Raw genomic sequence first — 21476 nt, 5'->3', positions numbered from 1 at the left:
CTAAGCTTTTTGAGCTTGCTCGAACTGTGCGGGACTGAGATAGCCGAGCGTTGAATGCCGACGCGTCGGGTTATAGAAGCACTCGATGTAGTCGGGGGATAGGAAATCCAACCGCGTGAGCACAAGTATAGCACACGTTTGGGGCGTCTCAGGCATGCACACAGGGGACTGCTGGGTTGATTTCTCAAAGCCAGTTGGGGGATAGGAAATCCAACCGCGTGAGCACAAGTATAGCACACGTTTGGGGCGTCTCAGGCATGCACACAGGGGACTGCTGGGTTGATTTCTCAAAGCCAGTTGCCCGAGATTTTTCGGTATGACCCGTTTTTGGCGGTGACAGGCGCAGCGCTGCCTCGCAACGTTGGCAAAACCACTGTTAACCGCTGTTGCCACCCTACCAACTGACGCGCTGATCGACCTCGAAGTCCGGGGCCGGTTGGGTCGCTTCATCCCAGTCTGGGGCTGGCTCCACGCCCTCTGCGGCTTGCGCGTCGCACTCGTCCCACAGTGGCGGCCCGCGTGCCGGGGTGATGTGCGGCGGCTCCGTCTCCACCCCGATGTGCTCCAGTATTTGGCGGATATCGGCACTGTGTGTGATGAAGGCGATGATGTGCATTTGCCCGCCGCAGATGGGGCACAGCAGCGGGAACACCTCGTAGATACGGGCCATCAGCACCGCCCACAAATAGTGCGCCGGGCGCTTGGGTGGCACCGGCTGGGCGGGCTCGGTCTGGGTTGGCAGTGGGCTTCTTACCCCAAGTGCGCCCTCGCCTGCAGCCGTGCTGGCTGGCTCGGCTTGCACCTGCGCCGGTTTCACCGCTGCATCACGCGCCAGCGCCGTGACGGCAGGCCTCAAGGGTGAGTTCGGTGCCAGCACGCCAAAGTAGCGGTGGCGGTGCGTGCGCGGCGGGGGCACCAGCTTGGCGATACGTTCAATCAGCTCCAGCGGGGTGAGGGTGATCTCATCGGCCTTTACGCCGCGCTTGTTGTGAGGCAGGCTGCCGGGCTCGCTGTGCTGCTTGGCGCAGCGGTAGACCAGCTCGCTGCCCGCTTTGCGCAGCCGCTCCATGGCAAACGGCGGGCGGGCGCAGTAGCGCAGCAGCCGCTCCAGCCCGGCGCGGTCGTGCGCCGCTATGCACACGCTGGTGTCCGCCGAAAACCCGCTGTGCTTGTAGCCCAGCATCTCTTGGGCCTCGAAACTCTCCAGCAGGCCCCGTCCGACAAAGGCGCGCAGGATGCGTTTGCGTAAGCTGGCCTGCACCTGACCCACGGCATCCGCAGTCACGCCGGTGGCGGGGTGGAAGATGATGCGCGATGGTGAGCTTTGAGAAGCTGCATCAGCAGCATCGCCCTCCTCGCCCGCCACTTCCTCAAACACGCCATCGACTGCGCAGACATGGAAGTGCACATGCTCGTTCAGAACCGAAGAGGCGCTGAAGCCCTTGAAGCGCTTCCCTGAATTCTTCCCCAACGGCTACTACGTTGCTGGCAGCAAGCGTACACATTTCACTGCTCCAGAGGTCTGCTCTCTTGAGAAACCGCCTCTGAATCTTGATTCGTCGCTGAACTACCTGTTCCTCAACGGCGCGTCAAATGATGAAGAGAGCAGCATCCGAGTGGCAAAGATGACGGGAGCTGCGTTGGAATTCAAGGCGGTACGGGCAAACGCTGCCTACTCCGCGCTCGCTGCCGGCGGTTCTGTCGCCGATCCGTATACGGAGGCAAAGTTCAGACATCTCTTGGAGTGCGACACTGTATCGGTGTCGACCCAGGGGCTCGACTACGGACCCTCTGCGCTCGCGAGCCTGACGCTTGCTGGCCTTGCTGATGATGATCGCGCCTTGCAAGAGGCATTGAAGCGATGTTTGGTCGAGCTTTCCTTAAAGGAAGGGCTGCTTGGGCACAAGTCGGTCCCGGCGCCAACTATGCCGCAGGACTTGCTTCCTGCGTCCTTAACGCTGCTTGCAACGCGACAAATTCGTATGGGTGGTCGTCAGAAGCCAAAGCAACTGGTGGCCTGCGTCGATGTGGATTTGGGCCAGGACGGCCTTTCTGTGAGACGTGTCCGGCGCTCGCCTTGGTCGAAAGACACCCTTGCAGCTATCGACTTCGTGGATGAGTTTCCCTTCCTTCAAACGGCGGGCAAGGAGCTTATTGGCGACGGCCAATTCTGGGTCATCGACAGGGCTACTGGTGAGCGGCTGACAGCCTGGTCGGGCAAGTTTGTCCCAAAACTCATCCTGAATGCCTCCTATGCTGGCGTCGAGGCCGCGTTAGCCGCTCAAGATGGACGCCTGGAGCAAAGACGCCAGGAGGGTAGCAAGGCCCGCTTCTATTCGAAGGACCGCGAATTCAACCTGCTTCCTTACTACATGTCGATGTACCAGCCGGAGTACCAGGCGCACGGCGAACGAACTGGCACTCGCATCGCACTGCAAGATTGCGGGTCCTTCGTGCGAATGTTCGTCCCACCCGCCGGTGGCATCGTCGGCGCCGGCGATTCCCTGTCCGGAATGCGCGATGTGATGGTGTACCTGCCGGATGGCCAAGCTGTGTCGAGCGGGTTGCTTGACCGAAAGTTGGTTCAGCTTTACCTCCACACCCTCACGAACGGCGTGCTCGTAGGCGGGGACAATTCCAAGATGAGCATGCTGGAAAAGCTGGCACGACTGGCGTTAGAAAACTGAGCTGGGCCTGAACGGACTATTACTTAGAAAGTGCGCGAACAACTACAGCAGTAGTTGCTCGTACAGCTACCGTTCACGCCGTCTGCGGTTATTAAGCCGAGTGACCGGTAGGTATCAGTTAGCATTAGTACACCTTCTGATTGTCAATGAACGGAGCCGCTGCAAAGCCGACTTAGGTGGTCAGAAAGAAGTAGGCTTCAGGCTATTTCTCATCGTTGCCGAGGAACTGCATTTCGACCGTGCTGCCAAGCGGTTGAACATGTCACAGCCGCCGCTCACTGAACATTCCAAACACCACTGCAGTGGACGTTGGACAAGCCGCAGCGAGTACAACCAACTGGCCGAGGCCCATACATGTAGCTAGGTTATCCCTATCACCGCATCGCTGGCCCCGCGTGCCAGCACCCGGGAAAATGACTGGCACATGCCGGCGAAAGTATCCGCGCTGGCGCTTAGCGGGCTGTCGCTGCGGTAGATCAGGCAGTTGTCGAAGGTCGGCGATGACTCCTCTATGGGCAGGGCCACGACATCGTTGCCCAGCAAATTGTTGTCCATCATGACCACGGGCACCATGGCCAGCCAGTCCGTGCCTCGGAGCAGGGGCGTGAGGTGGGAGAAAGACTCGCAGGTGGCGGCCACCCGCGGCATGGGCAGGCCTTGCTCGGCATGAAAGCGCAGCACTGTGCCCCCGGGACCGCCGGGCGGGCCCAGCAGCACCCATTCCTGGCCTTGCAAGGCTTTGAGACGGCATGCCCCGGCTAGGGGGTGACCGCGCCTGGCTATCACCACCAGGGCGCTGCGAAACAGCTTGCGCACTTCAAAGCCCGCGGCCACTCCTGCATCGGGCACGGCGGTGACCGCCAGTTGTATGCGCGACTGCTGTAACTCGGGCAGCAACTGCTCATAAAAGCCGCTGAACAAGCGCAGCTGCACTGAGGGAAAGCGTCGGTGGAACTCGGGAACCACCAGATGCAGCAAAACCGCCGTAGGCGTGGGCCCCAGGCCAATGGCCAGGCTGCCGCCCTCGGAAGTGAGGGCCTGGCGCGCATCCTCCTCGGCCTTGTAGGCCTCGCGCGTAATGAGCTTGGCGCGCGGCAGCAGCCTCTCGCCCTCGGCCGTCAGCGCAACGCCCTGCACCGAGCGGCGCAGCAGTTGCACGCCCAGCGTGGCTTCCAGCGCCTTGAGGCTGGTCGTGATCCCGGCCTGTGAAATATCCAACTGGCGCGAAGCCGCCCTGAAGCCGCCGCACTCCACCACGGCCAGAAAAACTCTCAACTGTTGCAGCGTCATGGCCTTTACCGATAAGAAAACCTGATCACTATAAGCCTCTCCTGGCTTATCCGGCGCAGCGCTTGTCCCTACCATCGACTACGCAAAAACACTTTTCGCCATCTCATTTAATTCAGAAGTTTCAAAGTGAAAACACAGGTTGCAATCATTGGAGGCGGACCCGCCGGATTACTTTTATCCCATTTGCTGTACCAGGCCGGCGTGGACAGCGTGGTGCTGGAGCACCGCAGTCGCGCCCAGGTTGAGGCACGCATACGCGCAGGCGTGCTCGAACAGGGAACGGTCGATCTGCTGCGCAGTTGCGGTCTGGGCGAGCGCATGGACAAAGAAGGCCATTTGCACGACGGCATGAAAATCGCCTGGGCCGGCCAGGAGAGCTTCTTCATCGATGTGCACAAGCACCTGGGCAAGCGCTTCATGGCCTACGGCCAGACCCAGATTCAGGAGGACTTGCATGCGGCCAGCGATGCGCGCTCGGCGCGCATACTGCATGAGGCCATGAACGTAAGCTTGCACGATGTGGACGGCCAGGCGCCTTTCGTCACCTTCGAGCACAAAGGCCGCGCACAACGCTTGGACTGCGAGTTCATCGCGGGCTGTGACGGCTTTCACGGCGTCTCGCGCAAGACCATCCCCGCCGATGTGCTGCGTGAGTTCGAGAAGGTCTATCCGTTTGGCTGGCTGGGCATTCTGTCGGAGACGCCGCCGCTGGACGACATCGTCTACGCAAATCACCCGCGTGGCTTTGCGCTGGCCTCCATGCGCAACCCCATGCTGAGCCGCTATTACATACAAGTGCCCCTGGACACGCGCCTGGAAGACTGGTCGGACGAGCGCTTTTGGGAAGAACTAAAGGCCCGCTATCCCAAGGAGATGGCCGAGCGCATCGTCACCGGCCCGTCCATCGAAAAATCGATTGCCCCCTTGCGCAGCTACGTGGCTGAGCCTATGCGCCATGGCAGCCTGTTCCTGGCCGGCGATGCGGCCCACATCGTGCCGCCCACGGGCGCCAAGGGGCTGAACCTCGCCGTCTCCGATGTGTTTTACCTGTCCAGGGCCCTGGCCAGCTTCTATGCCACGGGCTCGGCCGAGCTCATAGACGGCTACAGCGACATGGCGCTGCGCCGCGTCTGGGCCTCGGTGCGCACCTCCTGGTATCTGACCAATCTGCTGCACCGCTTTCCGGACAGCTCGGCCTTCGACCAGCGCGCCCAGGAGTACGAGCTCGAATACCTGCGCGCCAACCCCTCGGCCCAGTTGGCCTTGGCCGAGCAATACGCAGGCCTGCCGTTCGAGGAAACCTCAGGCGTAGCTGCAACTAAAGCGAAAGGAGAAGGCTCATGAAGGAGCAACTTATGGAGACAAAGGCTGCCCTGGCCGACATCCCTGGCACCTATGTCTTCGACGGTGCCCAACACCGCCTGGGCCTGAGGCTCAACATGTTTTGCAAGTCCCTGGACGACAAACACAACCGTGAGCGCTTTCGCCAAGATCCCGAGCAATATCTTGCAGGCCATGCCCTGTCCGATGAACAACTGACCGCCGTGCGCTCTCGCGACTGGCTGGCCATGTTGAGCCTGGGCGGCAATATCTACTACCTATTCAAGCTGGCCATCTTCGATGGATGGAGCATGCAGCACGCGGGAGCGGCCATGTCCGGCACGGGCATGAGCGTGGAGGAATTCCGCCAGATGATGCTCGGCGGAGGCCGGCGCATAGAAGGCTGGCGCAGCCGCAAGGAGGCTTGCCATGGCTGAGATCATTGGAGGCGTGGGCACATCGCATGTGCCAGCCATTGGCGCGGCCGTCGATCATGGCAAATGCCACGAGCCCTACTGGCAGCCTGTGTTTGAGGGCATGCAGGCCGCGCGCGACTGGATAGCGAAGACCCGGCCCGATGTTTGCATCATCGTCTACAACGACCATGCATCCTGCTTCGACCTGAGGCTGACGCCGACCTTTGCGCTGGGTGTGGGCGAGAAGTTCGCCCCGCATGACGAAGGCTATGGCCCCCGGCCCGTGCCCGAGGTCCAGGGCGCTCCCGAGTTGGCCTGGCATATCGCCGAGTCCCTGATCGCCCAGAACTTCGACCTCACCCTGGTCAGCGAGATGAGCGTAGACCACGGTCTGACCGTGCCCTTGTCGATTCTCTACGACCAGCCTTCGGTCTGGCCCTGCAGGGTGATTCCGTTGTGCGTGAATGTGATACAGCACCCGCTGCCCACAGCCGCGCGCTGCCATGCGCTAGGCAAGGCCTTGCGCGCCGCTATAGAAAGCCATGCCAGCGGCCTCAAGGTCGCCGTCATCGGCACAGGCGGGCTATCGCACCAATTGCAGGGAGAGCGTGCCGGCCTGATCAACGCGGCTTATGACCAGCACTGGCTGGACCTCTTCGTACACGAGCCCGAGCGGGTTGCAGAAATCGGCGTTGCCGAGATGCTGCGCGAGACGGGCTCGGAAGGGGTGGAAGCCATCATGTGGCTGGTCATGCGCGGCTGCCTCGACGCCCGAGTCAAGACCTTGCACCGCTTCTACCACGTGCCCGTCTCCAACACCGCTTATGGACTCGTGGTGCTGGAAAACGAATGACTCCCTTGAGCTGTCTGCAGAGCTGGAGGGGGACAGTCTGCTCGATGTCCCTCAGTGGGGAGCTAGTTTTGGGCACTTGGGTACTGAGTAGGTGTTCCCCTTAACAGCGAGGGCCTGCTCACACAACTCTAAGCACCGCTGCGATCACTGAATTTCAAACAACAAGGAGACAAACCATGTTCATCCACTTCAAACTCACATGCCGCCCGATTCTCGTAGCGCTTGCTGCCATGGCCGCACTGACCTCGCCGGCCATGGCATCCAACGTCGGTGCTTGGCCGCAAAAGCCTGTACGGGTTATTGTCAACTTCCCGCCGGGAAGTTCGCCCGATGTGGTCGCTAGGGCGATTACCGTGCCCCTGGCACAGGCCCTGGGCCAGCCTTTTGTGATCGACAACCGGTCGGGCGCTGGCGGCAGCCTGGGCGCCGATGCCGCAGCCAAGTCTGCCGCCGACGGCTATACGCTGCTAGCCTCTTCGGGCAGTGCTATCTCTATAAATCCCCATGTCTATCGCAAGCTTCCTTACGACACGGAAAAGGACTTGACCCCCGTGGCCGCAGCAGCGCGCATAGAGCTGTTTTTGGTTGCGCGCGCCAATGCACCGTTCAACAACTTCGATGAGTTGGTCGCTTATGCGAGAGCCAACCCCGGCCAACTGAGCTATGGCTCGCCTGGAAACGGAACGGCTCCCCATATCGCCGGCGAAATGCTTAAGGAGCAGGCCAAGATCAACCTGCTGCATGTGCCCTACCGGGGAGCTGCCAATGTGCTGCAGGACGTGCTCGCAGGACAGGTCGACGTCTTCTTTGACCCGGGCATTGCCATTAGCCATATTCAGAGCAAGAAACTCAAGCTGATCGCCGTGGGTAGCCTCAAGCGTTCCAGCCTGTTTGCCCAAACGCCAACGCTGGATGAGCTAGGTCTCAAGGGCTTTGATGCTGGCACCAGCCATGCGTTCTACCTGCCAGCAGGAACCCCTCAGCCTATCGTCCAGCGCCTGAACCAAGAAATCAATCGCATTGTGCAAACGCCTGCGGTCACTTCTCAAATCCATGCTCTAGGGGCCGAAGTTCAGGTGCTGTCTCCAGAACGGCTGCGTACCCAAATCCGGCAGGATCACCAGCGCTTTGGCGAAGTGGTCAAGCGCCAGGGCATCCGCGCAGAATAAATGTTGGCAGGCGATCTGGCTTTAAAGGCTTTGGAAAGCTGAAAAAGCCAATAAGGCCTAGCGTTGCTCTGTATAGCAGCTTCGTGTGGGATGCGTCGGTTTTTGATGTTGCATCGCTCATGCTTGCTCAAAAAAATCAATGACTTAAATGACCACTCATAGGTATAGAGCAGTCATTCATTTAAAGAGCCCGATGGACAGCAACCGCTGCATAGCAAGCATAGAGCGGCATAGTTCAAACGACAGCAATGGGTTGTTTACGGACTTAGGTTGTGCCGAGGCACGCATAAGGCTTTGCGCCAATCCCACGGCGCGATTGTCCCGGCCTCTCGTCAAAGCCCAACTTTTCGAGCCTTGGCCTCTTGCTCTGCAAACTCGTATTGCTCGCGCTCCTGCTGTGACTGTTCGCGGCATATGCGCGAGACCACCAGCAAACAAGCGCGTTTTTGTGTATGGCATCGTCTTTAAAATCAAATAATTAGGTGATTTTGATGCCATCAACTGCAGAAGGCAGGGCTGATGGTATGGACGAGGCGGATGGTATTGGCGATGCTCGGTGCCATGCAAAGTGCCATCGAAACCCGCCGACTTCGTAAGACCGGCTAGTTCCAGATAGAGCCAGATAGAAATGAAAAAAGCCCGCGATATCGCGGGCTTGCATGAGAAAAGGTCTAAAGCTTGCGTGTCAGTTCACGACAGCGCTTTATTCCCACTCGATGGTTGCTGGTGGCTTGGTGCTCACGTCATAGGTGACGCGGTTGATGCCGCGCACTTCGTTGATGATGCGGCCGGAGACCTTCTTGAGCAGGCCGTAGGGCAGCTCGGCCCAGTCGGCAGTCATGAAGTCGCTGGTGACCACGGCGCGCAGGGCCACGACGTAGTCGTAGGTGCGGCCGTCGCCCATTACGCCCACGCTCTTGACGGGCAGGAACACGGTAAAGGCCTGGCTGGTCAGGTCGTACCAGCTCTTGCCGGTCTTTTCGTCGATCCAGTTGTTCAGCTCTTCGATGAAGATGGCATCTGCGCGACGCAGCAGGTCGGCATATTCCTTCTTCACTTCGCCCAGAATGCGCACGCCCAGGCCGGGGCCGGGGAAGGGGTGGCGGTAGACCATGCCGCGGGGCAGGCCCAGGGCCACGCCCAGTTCGCGCACTTCGTCCTTGAACAGGTCGCGCAGGGGTTCCAGCAGCTTCAGGCCCAGTTGCTCGGGCAGGCCGCCGACGTTGTGGTGGCTCTTGATGGTGACGGCCTTCTTGCTCTTGGCGCCGCCGGACTCGATCACGTCGGGGTAGATGGTGCCCTGGGCCAGGAAGGTTGCACCCTTGGAGCCGGCGTTGGCTGCCTTGAGCTTTTCGGCCTCGGCCTTGAATACGTCCACGAACAGGCGGCCGATGATCTTGCGCTTTTGCTCGGGCTCGGACACGCCGGCCAGCTCGCCCAGGAACAGGGCGGAGGCATCGACGCGCACGACCTTGGCGTGCAGCTTGCCTTCGAACATGTCCATGACCATATCGCCTTCGTTCAGGCGCAGCAGGCCGTGATCGACGAACACGCAGGTCAGCTGGTCGCCGATGGCGCGGTGGATCAGGGCTGCAGCCACCGACGAATCAACGCCGCCGGACAGGCCCAGGATCACTTCTTCGTCGCCTACCTGCTCGCGGATCTTGGCCACGGCTTCTTCGATGTAGTCGCCCATGATCCAGTCTGCCTGCGTGCCGCAGATGTCGAGCACAAAGCGGTTGAGCAGTGCCTGGCCCTGCACGGTGTGCGTAACTTCGGGGTGGAACTGCACGGCGTAGTAGCGACGTGCTTCGTCGGCCATGCCGGCGATGGGGCAGGAGGGAGTGGAGGCCATGACCTTGAAGCCCGGAGGCAGCTCGGTGACCTTGTCGCCGTGGCTCATCCAGACCTTGATCATGCCGTGGCCTTCGGCCGTGGCGAAGTCTTCGATGCCTTCCAGCAGCTTGGTGTGGCCATGGGCGCGCACTTCGGCGTAACCGAATTCACGGGTGTTGGAGCCTTCGACCTTGCCGCCCAGCTGGGTTGCCATGGTCTGCATGCCGTAGCAAATACCCAGCACGGGCAGGTTCAGCTCGAACACGGCGTCGGGAGCGCGGTCGTCCACTTCGTAGACGGAGGCATGGCTGCCGGACAGGATGATGCCCTTGAGCTTGCCGTCGGCGGCAAACTCGCGCACCCAGTCGCTGCTCACATCGCAGGGGTGAACTTCGCAGTAGACATTGGCTTCGCGCACGCGGCGAGCAATCAGCTGCGTGACCTGGGAGCCGAAGTCCAGAATAAGAATCTTGTCGTGTTGCATGGTGATCAAGGGCAAGAGGGTGGCAAAAAGGGATTAGAAATCTTCGGGAGCCCAGACAGTGACGCCGCTTTTGCGGGCGGCCGCGATCTGGGCTGCATCGAATGTGGCCAGTGGCAGGCGCAGCGACTGCGCCAGCCACAGGTATGCGGCATCGTAGGTGGGCAGGCCGGTGTCCAGCGCCACATCCAGCACGGCCTTGTGCTGTGCAGGAGCCAGGTCGTGCAGCTCCACGCGGTGGCGAATGGCTTCCAGCACGCCCCACAGGCCTTCGACCGAAGTCTGCGGGATACGGCCATTATTCACGCCCGATGCAATCAGGTTGCCGCATTCCCACTGCCAGAGGTTGGGGGCTTGCGGGTCGACTTCATCGCGGCGGATACGGGTGTAGAGGCGTCTGGTGTGCTCGCTGGCGTCGTCAGGCAGCAGCCAGGCAGCGGTGACGGATGCATCGAGCACAAAAGCGGTGGCGCTCATGCCTGGCTCCGTCCTGTGTGGCGCAAACCGGTGATGCTGTTCGCCGCCGGGTTTGTGGCTGCTTGATCTTTCACTGTCTGCTGCAGGGCCGAGATCTGCTCCAGCTCGCGGGCAATCTGCTCATCGGTGATCACTGGCTTGCGGCGCATGGGCAGCATGCGCACGACCTCTTTGCCATGGCGCGTGATGCGAACTTCTTCGCCTTGCTCGACCATTTCGACCAGGGCGGAAAAGCGGCTTTTGGCTTCGTAGATAGGGGTCTCCTCGTTTTCAGTGCAATAAGTGACGGTACGCAAAGCTAGCACTGGCGCGGGGGTGGTCTGGGTAGACCGTTGATTTCATTGACTTTCCTGTTCGCTTTGTAAACGGGTATGGTGGCCTCCCACTTTTGAGGTTCACGATGCAGGGTTGGCACACAACGTTTTTGGGGATGCGTGGGCTCCCCCGCGATATCAGCGACTTCGAGATGAAGGCATTTTTCACCTTCGATGGTGCCGAGCGCGACGCAATCAATGCACGCCGAGGTGATTCCCACAAGCTTGGTCTGGCGCTCCATATTGGTTTCCTGCGCATGAGTGGGCGTTTGCTCGGTGCCTTTCGGGTAATTCCAGTAGCCTTGTGGCGCCACCTTGGCAACGAGCTTGGCATTGCAGCACCAGAAGTCGCCTCGCTGAGAGCCATGTATGAACGCGGGCGCACGCTATTCGATCACCAACAAGTAGCCTGCACGGTCCTTGGATTCCAGTGGATGAGCGAGCACCAGCGCCGCTCACTGGTACGTGAACTGCGCGACGAAGTGGCGCGCTGCGCCGACCGCGATCAGCTACTCGTGCGGGCGCGTCAATGGCTGTACAAGAACAAGCTGGTGATCGTGCACGAGCGGGCAATTCGGACACTGATTGCGGCGGCACTTGCCCAGCTTGAAGTTGAAACAGGCACCGCCATCGCCGCCAGCGTTGATCCAGCAACACTTGATCGCTGGCGAGCCTCAGTTTCAGAGCTGCGCCCAGATGGACAAACCCAGCAGAGTTGGCTATGGGCTGCACCGGCGAAACACTCAACCCGCCAAATCAGCGAGGTACTGGAGCGCATCGACCTGCTTTACACGCTGGACGTTCATAAGCACCTGGCAGACATCCCCGATCTCATCTTGCGCCGCTACGCGCGCCGACTTGTCTCCAGGCCGCCCTCAGCCGGAGCCAAGATCAAAGAGCCAGCGCGCACCGTGGAGGTCGCATGCTTTCTTCGGTATTGCCTGTTCACCACCACAGACCAGTTGATCCTTATGGTGCAGCGCCGGATCGCCGATCTGTGGCGTCAGGCTGCCGCCGATGTCCCCGCTACCGTCAATTGGGCCGCAATGTACAAAACGCTGCTCGGCGAACTTGTTGCCTTGAGCGCGCAAGGTGCGGTGCCAGATGCTGAGTTGCGTGCCCGTCTTGAAGCCTTGATCACCGAAACCCAGAAACGCAAACCACCGAGCAGGGCCTCCCTGGTCCGCGAGGGATTGATTGATGGAATTCGCCCCGTGCGGTCGTTGCTCGTCGCCATTGCAAAGCTGCCCTGGCAGGCCACCGGCGAGCATCCTGCCATCGAGTACCTTGCCAAGCTGCAAGCTTTATATCTCAAAGGATCCAGAAAGCTGCCAGTTGAAGTGGTGGCACCAAGTCTGGGAATGATCTGGCAGGTTTCGATCTCCAGCCCAGACCGGGAACGGGCGTTTCAGGCGTTGGAGGTGGCCACCCTGTTTGCCCTGCGCCGCGCGGTGCGCAATGGCTCGGTCTGGATTGAGCACAGCCTGAGCTTTCGGGGTCGTGCGCGCTTGTTCTTCACGGACGAGCGTTGGCAGGCAGAGTCCAAGAAACACTATGCCCGTCTATCGTTACCCAGCAAGGCTGCCACTTTCTTGAAGCCTTTGCTGGCCAGAGTAACTGCCGGTGTCGATGCGGTGGCCGCTGCAGCCCGCAGTGGCGTACTGCGCGTGGATGATGAACTCCATTTGTCGCCATTGCCCGCAGAGGACGAAGACCCAGAAGTGACCAAGCTGCGCGCGGCTTTGGATCACCGCATCGGTGAGGTTCAATTGCCGGAAGTGATTCTGGCCGTTGACGCCCAGGTGCGCTTTAGCTGGATCATGCTCGGACGTGAGCCGCGCTCTACCGACGAGCTGCTGATGGTCTATGCCGGCATCATGGCCCACGGCACCAGTCTGACTGCGGTCGAATGCGCGCGCATGATTCCGCAATTGTCTGCCACCAGCATTCGCCAGGCCATGCGCTGGGCGCGGGACGAACGGCGTCTGAGCCAGGCCTGCCAGGCTGTGCTGGAATTCATGCAGCGACACCCGATTGCCGCCACCTGGGGGCGGTCCGATTTGGCATCTTCTGACATGATGAGCATGGAGACCACCAAACGGGTGTGGCAAACCCGGCTTGATCCTCGGCGCAACACACCTTCCATTGGAATCTACTCCCATGTAAAAGACCGGTGGGGCATCTTCCATGCGCAGCCCTTTGTGCTCAATGAGCGCCAGGCGGGCGTGGCCATTGAAGGTGTCATCCGCCAAGAAAAGCTGGAGACCAGCCAGCTTGCTGTGGATACCCATGGCTACACCGACTTTGCCATGTCACATGCCCGTTTGCTTGGTTTTGATCTTTGCCCGCGGTTGAAGGAACTCAAACAGCGCCACCTCTTTGTGCCACGCGGCACCAAAGTGCCCGCAGAAATCGCTGCGGTGTGCGAAGCCAATGTCGACGTCGCTTTGATCGAAAAGCATTGGGATAGTCTGGTGCACCTGGCAGCCTCGGTCATGAGCGGACATGCCAGTGCGGTGGCAGCTCTTGCGCGGTTCGGTTCTGCCGCCCAGGGCGATCCAATCTATGAGGCTGGCGTGCAATTGGGGCGGTTGCTGCGTACGGCGTTTTTGGCTGACTACTTTGTCAAGGACGCTTTCAGGAACGAGTTGCGCCGGGTGCTCAATCGGGGCGAGGCTGTTAACGCCCTCAAGCGCGCCATTTATACCGGCCGGATCAGCCCGGCGCAGGCCAAACGTGTCGATGAAATGCAGGCTGTGGCCGATGCGTTGAGCCTGATGGCCAACATCGTGATGGCGTGGAATACCTCACAGATGCAGGCGGTCCTGGATCGCTGGTCGAACCGCCGCCAGGTCATTCCACCGGAACTGATCGGGAAGATTGCGCCCACCAGGCTGGAGAGCATCAACTTGCGGGGTGTGTTTCGCTTCCCGGTTGACCGCTATGCTGACCAAATCCTGCCTTCGCGGCCAAATGCATCGATAACTGGCACCAATGGATGAAACCGACCACGGTTTGACGCCACGAATCGCAGATTTGAAAGTGAACAGGAAAGTCAATGAAATCAACGATCTACCAACACCACCTCCGCGCCAGTGCTAGCTTTTCGTACCGTCACTTATTGCACTGAAAACGAGGAGACCCCATGTAACGCGGGTGCGCTTCGTGAAATCAGCCCAGCGGCTGGGCTTCAGCCTGGATGAGATCGCCGAGCTGCTGCGGCTGGAGGATGGCACCCATTGCGAGGAAGCCAGCAGTCTGGCCGAGCACAAGCTCAAGGACGTGCGCGAGAAAATGGCTGACCTGGCGCGCATGGAGGCCGTGCTGTCTGAGTTGGTGTGCGCCTGCCATGCGCGAAGGGGGAACGTTTCCTGCCCGCTGATCGCGTCACTACAGGGTGGAGCAAGCTTGGCAGGTTCGGCTATGCCTTAGCGTGCTTTATTTTCCGTTTTCTGAGACGACCCCTTTTTGCAGCTAGTACACGCCCAAAAAAAAGCACCCCGGAGGGTGCTACGAAATTTGGAGCTGCTTCAAAGGTAATCGATGACTTCACTGGCCTTGCGTCTGCGCTCATCAGACCTCTTGTCGTAACGCTGTGTCGTTGTAATGCTGGCGTGGCCAAGGTTGTCTTTGACCGTGATGATGTCGATCCCCTTTTCAAAAAGTGTCGTTGCATAGGTTCTTCGTAGGTCATGAGGCGCGACGTTCTCAATCCCGGCCTGCAAGCTGCGCTCATGCAAGATGTGATAGACGGATTGACTCGACATCCTTTCGGAAGTCATGGCACCGTGACGACGAATTCGGGTAAACATCGGGCCGTCTTGAAGGTCAGCTGCATCCAACCAGGCAGTGAGGCGGGTCCATGCTCCAGCTGGGATAAAGGCGATTCGTTCCTTATTTCCCTTGCCAATGACTTTGAGAGTTCGATCCTTCCTCACGAGACTGGCCACATCGAGGTTGACGATCTCCGTTCTACGTAATCCGCAACCCGCCAAGATGGCCAGCATCGCGCCGTCACGAAGGCCAAGCCTTTTTTCATCTTCATCGCAGGCTTGCAACAAAAGCCGAACTTCCTCAGGGCGAAGTGCACGTCCTTTAGGAAGCCGTGAGCCACTGTCACCTTTGACTTCTTTGATTTGCTGGTAGTCCTCAACATTGAGTTGGTGAAGGAACCACGCTTCTTTGCACACTCCTTTGATGCCTGCCAGATAGGTGTTTACAGTTGCCGGAGCCTTGCCTTTCCTTTGATCAATGTCACTACCGTTTTCGTCAGGCTTGCTGCTGAGCAACGACACTATGGCTAGAACGTGGTGGCGACGCAGGCTACCCCATGGACAGGAGTGCAGATCAGAAAAGCCAATGATTCTGGCCACGTTGTTGAGAAAGGATTGCATCGTGACCTTGCTCTGGTCCGATTTGAGGGAAAGCAAGTACCTGACCGCTGCGTTCTGTCCTACATCCGGGTGTCCAGGCAAGGCTAAAAATTCAGATTTAAGAGAATCCCCAGGAAGGCCGCCAGGAGGCTCTATAGCGAATTTTTTCATTTTTACATCCGACTGCATTGGGTGACTCATGATGAGCGCTTGTGGGACTTTCTGACAAGCCCATTTTTTTTGATTTCTTCTACTTTTCAAAAGATCTATTTTAATAAGTAGAGCTATGTTTGAAAAGCTCACTGTTATCGTGAGCTATCGGCCATGCGATTTGGTCATGAGCGCACATTCATTCTGTCGCGCCATCACAGAATGCATCAAGTCTGTGGGCTTGGTACAGAGTAAGACTTAGATTGTGGGAGCGCAATAGATTCATACGTTGCTGGCGCGCTTGAACAGTGTGGCCAGGATCTTCATTCCAGTCTTGGCATCCGTGATGACCACATATCTATGGACAGATGAATCGTGCCCCCAGATTTCAACCTCATTGTCAGGTCCATACTTTCTGCGCTTATGCTCGATAACGCGGGGATCGAGTGGGATCTTGTGAAGATCTTCATGCTGCATCCTGTTGATGAGGGAAGCCCATGGGTTCTTCATATCAGCTGCTGAGTGATACTGAACATATCGATCAACGGCATGTTCGGTGATGACCAATTCACCAATCCTGGGTGTCTGAACAATCTCCTGAATACGATACTCTTTGGGATTTATCGTGATCTTTGTGAGTTTAGCGCCATCATCGTGATTGATTGGTGACTCAGATTTGATATTAATTTTGGCACCAGCGAAACGCCCTCCTTCCTGCATGAATGCTGCAAACTTGAGCAGATGCTTCTTATCGGATCTATTGAGGGAGAGCTTCTTTATGGCACCTTTGGATACATTGAGTTCAAATGCTTTTCCGCTATCAGGAATGCGGTCAAAGACAGCTTGATTGAATACCAGATGACGAATAGCTACTAACTCAGCGGCCAACTCGATGTCCTCAATCGGGTGCGTAAACTCTACAGTTAGTACACCGAAGTTACTTATACCTACTCGCCACAAAACAAAAACAGAGCGTTCATCGCTCTGTTTTTGGGAGTAAGTAGTCAAGCGCATCATGGCGACTACCTTTTTGCTTTAGGCTTTATCGTTCGAACTTTTGTCGATCAGCAGATCATCGAGATTGCCGCCTGCAGCGATATGTTCTTTCACCCAGCTAGGCTGCATGCCGCGACCTGTCCAGGTTTTTCCATCCTTGGCATATTTATCCGCGACCTTCCCGCGAGGCTTTCCTGCCGAAGATCCACGAGACTTTGACTGGAGATCTTCGATGGTGATGCCGTAGTCTTCCATCTTGGCTTTGATGTCAGAAATCACGCCCTGCACTTCCTTCAGGCGCATTTCTTCTGCTTGGCGAGAGAGTTCTTCAGCTTGAGCCAGGAGTTCTTTGTACGTTGCCATAAGTATTACCCTTCAGGTTGTGAATTACAGGGCAGAATACTAACTCAAAAAATGATACTGTCAAAGTGACCTGCTCCCCCCAGGCCGTACCAATGTGAAGTAGCAAGGGGTCCGCCATTCAGGAGAATCGCAGACATGAGGAAGAGCAAGTTCACAGAGGAACAGATCATCGGGTTCCTCCAACAGGCCGAGGTCGGCATGGCGGTGGCGGAGATTTGCCGCAAGGGCGGCTTCTCCGACGCCACGTTCTACAAGTGGCGCGCCAAGTTCGGCGGCATGCAGGTGTCAGAGGCCAGACGGCTGCGCGAGCTGGAGGCGGAGAACGCCAAGCTCAAGCACCTGCTGGCCGAGGCGCACCTGGATCTGCATGCGCTCAAGAGCGTGCTCGGGGTAAAAAGGTAGCCCCACAAGCCCGGCGCGAGCTGATCACGCAGCTGGTGCAGGAGCACCAACTGTCCGAGCGTCGCGCGTGCGGGCTTGTGGGGCTAAGCCGAGACAGCTACCGGCACCCACCGGTGCCCAGCGCACAGACCCAGGCCCTGAAGGACAAGATCGTCGAGATCGCGCATGTGCGTCGGCGCTTCGGCTACCGGCGCGTGCACGACCTGCTGCGCAACGACTTCCCTGGCGTCAATCACAAGCGGGTGTACCGGCTCTACAGAGCGGCCAATCTGGCGGTTCGCAAGCGCAAGAAGGCCAAGCGCCCCGTGATGGAGCGCACGCCCCTAAACATCGCCCAACGCATCAACGAGGTGTGGAGCATGGACTTCGTCAGCGACAGCCTGGCCAGTGGCCGGCGCATCAAGTGCCTGACCGTGGCCGATGACTTCAGCCACGAATGCGTGGAGATCGCTGTGGACTACGGCATCAGCGGCCTGTACGTCACCCGGCTGCTGGATCAGGCGGCGCGCTTCAGGGGCTACCCGGCCGCCGTCAGAACCGACAACGGCCCGGAGTTCACCAGCCGGGCCTTCATCGCCTGGACGCAGGAACACCACATCCGGCACATCCTGATCGAGCCAGGTCGGCCCATGCAGAACGGCTACATCGAGAGCTTCAACGGCAAGTTCCGCGACGAGTGCCTCAATGAGCACTGGTTCCAGAGCATGCGCCAGGCACGCACCGAGATTGCCGCATGGCGTCGGGACTACAACGAGGTTCGGCCTCACAGCAGCATTGGCCGCATACCGCCAGCCAGGTATGCCCAGCAACTGCGTCAGCACGCAGGCGACGCAGCTCGTCATGAGATCCCTGCCCAAATCCATTAACCTTCAACCCCAGGACCCCAACCTAATCACTGGTACGGCTGAAGGGGGCAGGTCAAAAGTTAAATTCAAGTAAAGTTGCTCAGAACCAAAAAAAAGCCTTCAACCCCTGTGAGGGCTGAAGGCTTTCTATTAGATAGTGGCGAAAGATCTAGCTATAAAGCTCTTCAAGTTCGCAACCCTAGGGAACCCTAAGATACCTTGCGAGAGCAAGACATCATTCCAGTCAACCCCTTTAGCTTTCGCTGGTATTGGCATCGATGGCATAAGTATGTGAACGTTCAGCCCGAGTGCTTTCGCACGCTGGTACAACACGTTTGCAGCAATTTCGCCACGAACAGACTTATCCTTGTCAGCCCATATCAGCAAGGTATGAACAGACTCAGGAATCTCAAAAGTTTCCATGAGCTGAGCATTGACGGACGACCAAGTAGGTATCTTTGTCGCTCGATATGCAGAGAGTGCCGTCTCCAGTCCTTCAGCTATACCCAGTACTCCCCCGCAAGAAGGATCACCGAGTCTTACTGCAGATCCGTTGACATCCATATCGTCAGGGATGCTCATCATCTTCTTCACCTTCTCTACCTTATGACGCTGGCCAGCTGAATCCTTATAGGACACTGCGAGCTTTTTGCCATCCTTATTCAGGTAGGTTCGATGGAGAGTAACAATTTCCCCCTCTGCATTGCGGATAGCACAAACAATCGCTGGAAAAGATCCCAACAGAGTATTCTTGTTATCCACTTCTTCATAGTAGTCCAGGGCAGGATGAAAGCGCATGTCGGCCGCAGCACCTTTGGCCAGCTCATTGAAGAGCACGCCACGGGACTGCAGGTAGAGACGCATGGGTTCAGCGGTCGCAGATGGGAACGCCACACACTGATTCCAGACCTTCTCTATCTTCTCGCTGGCATAAGCCTTCCCTGCCGCTTTCGCGGCCAGCACGTTTGCTGCACGCTGCTGCGCTTCTTGCAACCAACCAGGCGCGGCCAGAGCCTTGTTGATGGGCACGACCTTCTGATGGGCTGCAATTGGCTCAGCACTGACTTCATCCGCAGTTTCTACGGCTTGTTTCGCAGAGGTTACGGCCACAGGTGAACCGTTGCTAACCTGAACATGCTTCACAACGCTGCTTGAAGCCTGGGTGCTTTTCAGACGAGTTTCCCCGATACGAATCACTTCCCAAGTATTGCGATGAGTCTTGATCTCCTCTTCCGTAATCACACCGTCCTTGTCTTTTTTCTCGACAACAATAGTGACGGGGACGCGCCCCAGATTACTCAAAGTGATACTGTCACCGTAAGTGGCTCCGCTCTCTGCCAGGGCACGCTCAATGTCCACACCCCAAAGGGTACGTTCAAGATTGTTCCTGTAACGCAGAATTGCGTAGAAGCTCAGCTCATTTTCATCCTTGAACTGATACCGCTCTTTACCGAAGGCAATCAAAATTCCATCATAGAACTTTGCTTTCTTTGGGTCATGAGCGACCACTAATTCAAGTCGCTTTGTTTGAGTTGGTTTTGCAGTTGGAAGCCCCAATGCTTGACCCACTTCATCAATAGTTTCGGAAAATGACCAGTTGCGTAACCACATCAGAACTTCAAATCCATTCGATAAGAAACGGATACTTGGATCATTGTGGAATGCAGCTCCAGTCACGTCAGCATCAGGCATTAGGCGGAATCCATCAGTGCCCCCTTTTATTGGGCAGGGAACATGACGGCCAACTCGCTGAATTGCGTGGCGCAGCTCAGGAGCTAGGTTTGCGAAAATAGCCAGCCAATTTTCATCAGCAGCCTTTTTGACAACTTCTTTATCGTAGTTAGCCATTGTTAGTCCTTAGAAAATTAACTGGAATTGAGGCTTCATTAAAGCCCTGTATAGGGATTTAATGAAACCCCCACACCAGTGGAACCAAGGAGTAGTCCCGCAAGGGACTTATCCCTGGCAGGGTTTTGATTTAGTTCAGGTAGCCAAGCTTACGCATGACAACTTGAACTCCTTCACGGATGCGGTCAGGGGACAGCATTTCTTCACGGCAGAGTACGAGGAACGAAAACGGATGTATTTCGTCTGACATTAGCCATTCGTAGTTCTCTTGCCTGGTTTCAGGGCTTGTCCGCCCATCACCTAGCAATCGAATATTTTCATCAAAAAACGCTGTGCGCAATTTATCGATGTCATCATCAGACCATACGAATTTCTCCGTATTGTCTAAGTTCTCTTCATCGACTTCATCGTGCTCTGAGGTTTCTTGAACATAAGCCCCTGTCTCTGGTGCGCAGATATCGAAATCAAGCGACAAGCTACTTATGAGGCTTTCAATATTCTTGTTGCAGGTCTTCAAGGACAAATATGATTTGCCATGTTCACTGTATGAATATTGCTGAGAAGTCATCGTTTGATCCAGAAAATCAAACGACATTTGCCCCAGTTCCGGTTTGTGGATTGAGGGAATCATTGCCATGGCCACACTCCAAAAATGAAGGCCATGCCCCCGTTAGGAGGCATAGCCCCCTTAGGGTAGAAAAATTCACAAGGCTAGCTTGTAAACACCAGTTTCCAGACGTTCGAAGTATTTTGCGTCTTGCAATACCTGTCGGACTTTCGCCCTCCAATGTACGTTCTCTCTGAACTGTGCAAATGGCTCAATAGCTTCGTAAATCTGGTTTAAATCCATAGAGGGTTTCCCTTGCAGGACTCTACGAACAGCTGCTTTCCATGTAGTGGCAATCATATTGACTGCTTTTCGATGGAAATTTGATAGCAGGATCAACGAGTGACTTGCATCACGACGAAAAACTAAAAGCTTTTCGTGCGCAATACGAACAATGTTGCCTGAATATTGTCGTGAATCACTAATGCAGTTGTGCTGCACTTTGATGATTTCATCGACCAGTTTGCCTGGAGCGATACGCTCCACAAGACTTGAGAGATTGTAGTAATCCCCGTTTCTGCGGAGATTGCCCATCAATATCCCATAGTGTCCTTTTACTTCGCAGGCATCATGAATGTTCATGACAGCAAGCTCTAACGACTCAACAAATTCATTTAGCTTCATGCGGCTCATGTCCCATTTGTGTGGTTCATTGCCCCATTGACTTCCTGAATACTGAATCATGTCCCAGTAAGCTGGGTGCCACCAGATCAGATTCGCTTTCTCTCCCAAGAAGGAAGAGAAGTCATCAGTCAGCAAATTAAAGCCCTGATGAAGGTCTGTGCCCTTGAAGCGCACTCCAAGTGAAGCGGCTACATCGGCGCTCGTTCCGCCTCCAATGCTTGGATCTGCAACGAGGCCATTCTGATCTTTTAGATAGGACTCGATAAAGTCCTTTATGACGTACCCTGAGCAGTTGCCACGGTACTTGTTGTCACCATAGTTTCCCCGGTTTGGGTAGGAACAAATCGAGTTTGAAAACATGCGTGCCTTAATCAATTGAGGGCACGCCACCCATGGGAGTGCATGCACCCCAAGGGTTGATAAAA

General features: G+C 57.1%; 18 protein-coding genes and 3 pseudogenes. 9 read left to right on the top strand and 12 right to left on the bottom strand.

Going from position 1 to position 21476, the window contains the following annotated elements:
- Together NOX35_RS28880 and NOX35_RS27550 are read right to left on the bottom strand one after the other, a co-directional pair.
- Positions 1-156 (bottom strand): IS3 family transposase, encoded by a 156-nt coding sequence (locus NOX35_RS28880; protein ID WP_371878562.1) that lies wholly within the window; start codon positions 154-156, stop codon positions 1-3.
- Positions 157-394: 238 nt separating this feature from the next.
- Positions 395-1426, bottom strand: a pseudogene (locus NOX35_RS27550) (transposase); the annotation flags it as partial.
- Between the two features lie 16 nt (positions 1427-1442).
- Here NOX35_RS27550 and NOX35_RS27545 point away from each other — a divergent pair.
- Together NOX35_RS27545 and NOX35_RS27540 are read left to right on the top strand one after the other, a co-directional pair.
- Positions 1443-2687 carry a hypothetical protein gene (locus tag NOX35_RS27545; RefSeq protein ID WP_256496984.1) on the top strand — a complete coding sequence of 415 codons (1245 nt, stop codon included), beginning with the start codon at positions 1443-1445 and terminating at the stop codon, positions 2685-2687.
- A gap of 139 nt (positions 2688-2826) precedes the next feature.
- Positions 2827-2979: pseudogene (locus NOX35_RS27540) on the top strand (LysR family transcriptional regulator); the annotation flags it as partial.
- 68 nt (positions 2980-3047) lie between these two features.
- On the opposite strand, the gene NOX35_RS27535 reads toward NOX35_RS27540, so the two are convergent.
- Positions 3048-3977, bottom strand: coding sequence for a LysR substrate-binding domain-containing protein (locus NOX35_RS27535; RefSeq protein ID WP_003064842.1), 930 nt, complete (start codon positions 3975-3977; stop codon positions 3048-3050).
- Between the two features lie 126 nt (positions 3978-4103).
- Between NOX35_RS27535 and pobA the strand changes: the two genes are divergently transcribed.
- The 4 genes from pobA to NOX35_RS27515 all read left to right on the top strand — a co-directional run bounded on the left by pobA (position 4104) and on the right by NOX35_RS27515 (position 7735).
- Entirely contained in the window at positions 4104-5321 is a 1218-nt protein-coding gene (gene pobA, locus NOX35_RS27530; RefSeq protein ID WP_050788957.1) for a 4-hydroxybenzoate 3-monooxygenase, read from the top strand.
- Positions 5318-5734: a protocatechuate 4,5-dioxygenase subunit alpha gene (gene ligA, locus NOX35_RS27525; protein WP_003064848.1), complete on the top strand. Its 417-nt coding sequence runs from the start codon at positions 5318-5320 to the stop codon at positions 5732-5734. The genes pobA and ligA overlap by 4 nt, the downstream gene beginning before the upstream one ends.
- The gene (locus tag NOX35_RS27520; protein ID WP_003064850.1) at positions 5727-6566 is read left to right on the top strand and encodes a class III extradiol dioxygenase subunit beta; all 840 of its coding nucleotides are present in this window, start codon (positions 5727-5729) and stop codon (positions 6564-6566) included. Before ligA ends, NOX35_RS27520 begins: the two co-directional genes overlap by 8 nt.
- A 176-nt stretch (positions 6567-6742) precedes the next feature.
- Complete coding sequence (locus tag NOX35_RS27515; protein WP_256496983.1) at positions 6743-7735, top strand: tripartite tricarboxylate transporter substrate binding protein; 993 nt, start codon at positions 6743-6745, stop codon at positions 7733-7735.
- A gap of 703 nt (positions 7736-8438) precedes the next feature.
- Here the strand turns inward: NOX35_RS27515 and guaA are convergent.
- The 3 genes from guaA to NOX35_RS27500 are packed head-to-tail and all read right to left on the bottom strand — an operon-like array spanning position 8439 to position 10825.
- Positions 8439-10055: a glutamine-hydrolyzing GMP synthase gene (guaA, locus tag NOX35_RS27510; protein WP_256496982.1), complete on the bottom strand. Its 1617-nt coding sequence runs from the start codon at positions 10053-10055 to the stop codon at positions 8439-8441.
- A 33-nt stretch (positions 10056-10088) separates the two neighbouring features.
- A complete protein-coding gene (locus NOX35_RS27505) occupies positions 10089-10529 on the bottom strand; it encodes a type II toxin-antitoxin system VapC family toxin (protein ID WP_003064858.1) in 441 nt (146 codons plus the stop codon).
- Positions 10526-10825: a type II toxin-antitoxin system Phd/YefM family antitoxin gene (locus NOX35_RS27500; RefSeq protein WP_256496981.1), complete on the bottom strand. Its 300-nt coding sequence runs from the start codon at positions 10823-10825 to the stop codon at positions 10526-10528. Before NOX35_RS27500 ends, NOX35_RS27505 begins: the two co-directional genes overlap by 4 nt.
- A 104-nt stretch (positions 10826-10929) precedes the next feature.
- Here NOX35_RS27500 and NOX35_RS27495 point away from each other — a divergent pair, with 104 nt between their 5' ends.
- Both NOX35_RS27495 and NOX35_RS27490 read left to right on the top strand, forming a co-directional pair.
- Positions 10930-13845, top strand: coding sequence for a Tn3-like element IS1071 family transposase (locus NOX35_RS27495; protein ID WP_256496980.1), 2916 nt, complete (start codon positions 10930-10932; stop codon positions 13843-13845).
- A 145-nt stretch (positions 13846-13990) separates the two neighbouring features.
- A pseudogene (locus NOX35_RS27490) lies at positions 13991-14275 on the top strand (MerR family DNA-binding protein); the annotation flags it as partial.
- A 98-nt stretch (positions 14276-14373) separates the two neighbouring features.
- On the opposite strand, the gene NOX35_RS27485 reads toward NOX35_RS27490, so the two are convergent.
- From NOX35_RS27485 to NOX35_RS27475, 3 genes are all read right to left on the bottom strand, one after another.
- A complete protein-coding gene (locus NOX35_RS27485) occupies positions 14374-15519 on the bottom strand; it encodes a tyrosine-type recombinase/integrase (protein WP_256496979.1) in 1146 nt (381 codons plus the stop codon).
- 129 nt (positions 15520-15648) lie between these two features.
- Positions 15649-16383: a hypothetical protein gene (locus NOX35_RS27480; protein WP_034367742.1), complete on the bottom strand. Its 735-nt coding sequence runs from the start codon at positions 16381-16383 to the stop codon at positions 15649-15651.
- A gap of 18 nt (positions 16384-16401) precedes the next feature.
- Complete coding sequence (locus NOX35_RS27475; protein WP_034367740.1) at positions 16402-16725, bottom strand: H-NS family nucleoid-associated regulatory protein; 324 nt, start codon at positions 16723-16725, stop codon at positions 16402-16404.
- A 135-nt stretch (positions 16726-16860) separates the two neighbouring features.
- Here NOX35_RS27475 and NOX35_RS27470 point away from each other — a divergent pair.
- A protein-coding gene (locus tag NOX35_RS27470) for an IS3 family transposase (protein WP_122975108.1) occupies positions 16861-17993 on the top strand; the annotation gives its coding sequence in 2 pieces (ribosomal slippage) (positions 16861-17116 and positions 17116-17993; 1134 coding nt in all).
- A 129-nt stretch (positions 17994-18122) separates the two neighbouring features.
- Here the strand turns inward: NOX35_RS27470 and NOX35_RS27465 are convergent.
- The 3 genes from NOX35_RS27465 to NOX35_RS27455 form a co-directional block, all read right to left on the bottom strand.
- Entirely contained in the window at positions 18123-19820 is a 1698-nt protein-coding gene (locus NOX35_RS27465; RefSeq protein ID WP_034396053.1) for a toprim domain-containing protein, read from the bottom strand.
- Between the two features lie 130 nt (positions 19821-19950).
- Positions 19951-20457 (bottom strand): hypothetical protein, encoded by a 507-nt coding sequence (locus NOX35_RS27460; protein WP_052052718.1) that lies wholly within the window; start codon positions 20455-20457, stop codon positions 19951-19953.
- 66 nt (positions 20458-20523) lie between these two features.
- Entirely contained in the window at positions 20524-21411 is an 888-nt protein-coding gene (locus NOX35_RS27455; protein WP_046462413.1) for a restriction endonuclease subunit M, read from the bottom strand.
- Between the last annotated feature and the right edge of the window lie 65 nt (positions 21412-21476).

The organism is Comamonas sp. C11 (assembly GCF_024496285.1).
In the GTDB taxonomy this organism is placed as follows: Bacteria; Pseudomonadota; Gammaproteobacteria; order Burkholderiales; family Burkholderiaceae_C; genus Comamonas; species Comamonas testosteroni_F.
This window is presented reverse-complemented; position numbering and strand designations above follow the sequence as displayed.

Coding starts and splice junctions, on each gene's coding strand:
- NOX35_RS28880 (WP_371878562.1), bottom strand. CDS start 156: ATGCCTGAGACGCCCCAAACGTGTGCTATACTTGTGCTCACGCGGTTG.
- NOX35_RS27535 (WP_003064842.1), bottom strand. CDS start 3,977: ATGACGCTGCAACAGTTGAGAGTTTTTCTGGCCGTGGTGGAGTGCGGC.
- ligA (WP_003064848.1), top strand. CDS start 5,318: ATGAAGGAGCAACTTATGGAGACAAAGGCTGCCCTGGCCGACATCCCT.
- NOX35_RS27520 (WP_003064850.1), top strand. CDS start 5,727: ATGGCTGAGATCATTGGAGGCGTGGGCACATCGCATGTGCCAGCCATT.
- NOX35_RS27515 (WP_256496983.1), top strand. CDS start 6,743: ATGTTCATCCACTTCAAACTCACATGCCGCCCGATTCTCGTAGCGCTT.
- guaA (WP_256496982.1), bottom strand. CDS start 10,055: ATGCAACACGACAAGATTCTTATTCTGGACTTCGGCTCCCAGGTCACG.
- NOX35_RS27505 (WP_003064858.1), bottom strand. CDS start 10,529: ATGAGCGCCACCGCTTTTGTGCTCGATGCATCCGTCACCGCTGCCTGG.
- NOX35_RS27495 (WP_256496980.1), top strand. CDS start 10,930: ATGCAGGGTTGGCACACAACGTTTTTGGGGATGCGTGGGCTCCCCCGC.
- NOX35_RS27480 (WP_034367742.1), bottom strand. CDS start 16,383: ATGATGCGCTTGACTACTTACTCCCAAAAACAGAGCGATGAACGCTCT.
- NOX35_RS27475 (WP_034367740.1), bottom strand. CDS start 16,725: ATGGCAACGTACAAAGAACTCCTGGCTCAAGCTGAAGAACTCTCTCGC.
- NOX35_RS27465 (WP_034396053.1), bottom strand. CDS start 19,820: ATGGCTAACTACGATAAAGAAGTTGTCAAAAAGGCTGCTGATGAAAAT.
- NOX35_RS27460 (WP_052052718.1), bottom strand. CDS start 20,457: ATGGCAATGATTCCCTCAATCCACAAACCGGAACTGGGGCAAATGTCG.
- NOX35_RS27455 (WP_046462413.1), bottom strand. CDS start 21,411: ATGTTTTCAAACTCGATTTGTTCCTACCCAAACCGGGGAAACTATGGT.